Consider the following 2,139-nt stretch of genomic DNA (forward strand, 5'->3'; position numbering starts at 1 on the left):
CGCCGCGCCGGCCCCCGCGCCGCCGGCGCCCATGCCGCTCGCCGTTCCGGCACCGCCCGCGGCAGCCGTTCCGGCACCACCCGCGGCGGCGGTCCCGGCGCCGCTCGCAGCGGCCGTTCCGGCGCCGCCTGCCGCGGCGGTCCCGGCTCCCGCGGCGGCGGTTCCGGCCGCGGCCGTTCCCGCGACGCCGGCCGACGGGACCAGGCCCGCCGCGATCAGCGGGAAGAGGGCGGCGAGCGCGACCGCCGCGCCCGCCATGGCGCGGACGCCGCGCTGCTCCCAGCCCGGCCCGTACGCGGCGGTCGCGGCCTGCTCCAGCTCGGCGACGAACTCCACCGCCCCATGCGGGCGCTCCCCCGCCGCCTTGGCCATGCCCCGCGCGACCAGCCCGCGCAGCGGCCCCGGCACCGCCTCCACCGGCGGCGCCGCGCTGAGATGCCCCTCGCGGAGAACGCCCAGCGCCGTGCCCTCGTACGGGCGGCGCCCCGTCACGCACTCGAAGAACACGCACGTCGCCGCGTACACGTCCGTCGCCGGGGACGCGGGATCGCCGTTCCACTGCTCGGGCGCCATGTACGCGGGCGTCCCCGACCGCGACCCCTCGCCCCAGAAGCCCGCGATCCCGAAGTCGATCAGCTTGCTCAGCCCGTCGCCCTGCACGACCACGTTCGCGGGCTTGTAGTCGCGGTGCACGACGCCGACCTCGTGCGCCGCCGCCAGGCCCAGCAGCGAGCCCTTCAGCACCGTCAGCGCCGCCTCCGGGCCCAGCGCCCCGTGCCGGGCCAGCAGTTCCTTGAGCGAGACCCCGTTCACCGCCTCCATCACCAGCGCGGCGCCGTGCTCGCCTGTGACGAACTGGTAGAGGCGGACCACGTGCGGGTCGGTGACCCGGCCGAGCATGACCGCCTCCTCGCGGAGCCGCTCGATCTCGGTGCCGTCCCCGTCCCGCCGGCTCAGGTACTTGATCGCCACCGGCGTCCCGGCGGTGGCGTGCCGGGCCAGCACCACCCGGCCCTGCGCGCCGGCGCCCAGCTCCCGTACCTCCGTGAAGCCGTCGATCCGCCAGTTCCCGCTCTCCCTCATGTTCTCCCCGGGCTCGGTGCGGACGGCAGCAGCGCCGCCACATCGGGTTTGATCAGCTCGCCGGCGCGGGCGTAGGGCACGTTCCACGTGCCGCCGCTCCAGCACTCGACCTGCGGTACGACGTAGTTGAGCCGCAGCGAGTTCGGCGTGAAAGTGATCTGCATGGGGGCGACGGCCGGCCCCCCGCTCGCGTCCGGCTCGAAATGGGCGCGCCGCAGCGGGCCGTCCAGGCAGTAGCGGTTCTCCTCGGTGGACGGGGGCATGGCGCGGGCGACCGCCGCGATCCCCGCCGCGCTGTAGTCGCGGAGGATGTCGGCCGGGCCGAGCGCCCGCCCCGTCCGCAGATCGACGGTCACGGTGTCCATCAGGCCCGGCGTCTCGTCGGCGACCGAGCAGCTCCGGGTCTGGAAGCTGTAGAAGACCGAGACCAGCCGGGGGCCGCTGTAGTGGACGGCGGCCTTGCTGCCCACGGTCGCGCAGCGCGGCACGTTGGCGCCGGTGTGGCTGCCCGCGATGTACCTGCGGAACGAGGCGATCTGGCGGTCGAGCGGTGCCCGGAGCGCGGCGTTGGCCCGCTGGAGCACGGGGCCGTCCGGGAGGCCGCTCACCCGTACGATCTGGGCGTTCTGGACCTGGAGCACCGGGCGCCCGGGGATCGGGCTGGACGATCGCACGGTGGTCACCGCCGCGACCGGCCGCACGGCCGGGTCGTCGTCGCCGGCCGCGACGTACGCCGCCGTACCGCCTCCGGCCGCCACCACGGTCGCCGTCCCCACCGCGACCGCGACCTTGGCCCCGGTCGCCGCCAGCACGCCCCCGCCCGCCGCACCGGCGCCGCCCGCCCCGACCCCGACGCTCGCCGCGCCCCCCGCACCCGCCGCCCCGGTACCCGCCGCGCCCGCGCCGCCGGCACCGGCCGCGCCCGCCCCGGCCGCGCCCACACCTGCCGCTCCACCGGCGCCCACCGCTCCCGCGCCCGCTCCTGCTCCCGCTCCAGCCGCGGCGCCGCCCGCGCTCGTCCGGAGCTCGGCTTCTACGGACTCGCCGGCCATTCCG

General features: G+C 77.7%; 2 protein-coding genes. Both read right to left on the minus strand.

Annotated elements, in window-relative coordinates; all coding sequences use genetic code 11:
* Positions 1 to 1,083: serine/threonine-protein kinase (locus tag AB0881_RS41770; RefSeq protein ID WP_366626458.1), on the minus strand; the 1,083-nt coding region annotated here is incomplete at its 3' end.
* Positions 1,080 to 2,139, minus strand: a 1,060-nt coding sequence (locus tag AB0881_RS41775) for a hypothetical protein (protein ID WP_366626459.1), incomplete at its 5' end; no start/stop codon positions are given. The genes AB0881_RS41775 and AB0881_RS41770, both read right to left, overlap by 4 nt.

The sequence above is a fragment of the Spirillospora sp. NPDC029432 genome (assembly GCF_040703975.1).
Lineage (GTDB): Bacteria > Actinomycetota > Actinomycetes > Streptosporangiales > Streptosporangiaceae > Spirillospora.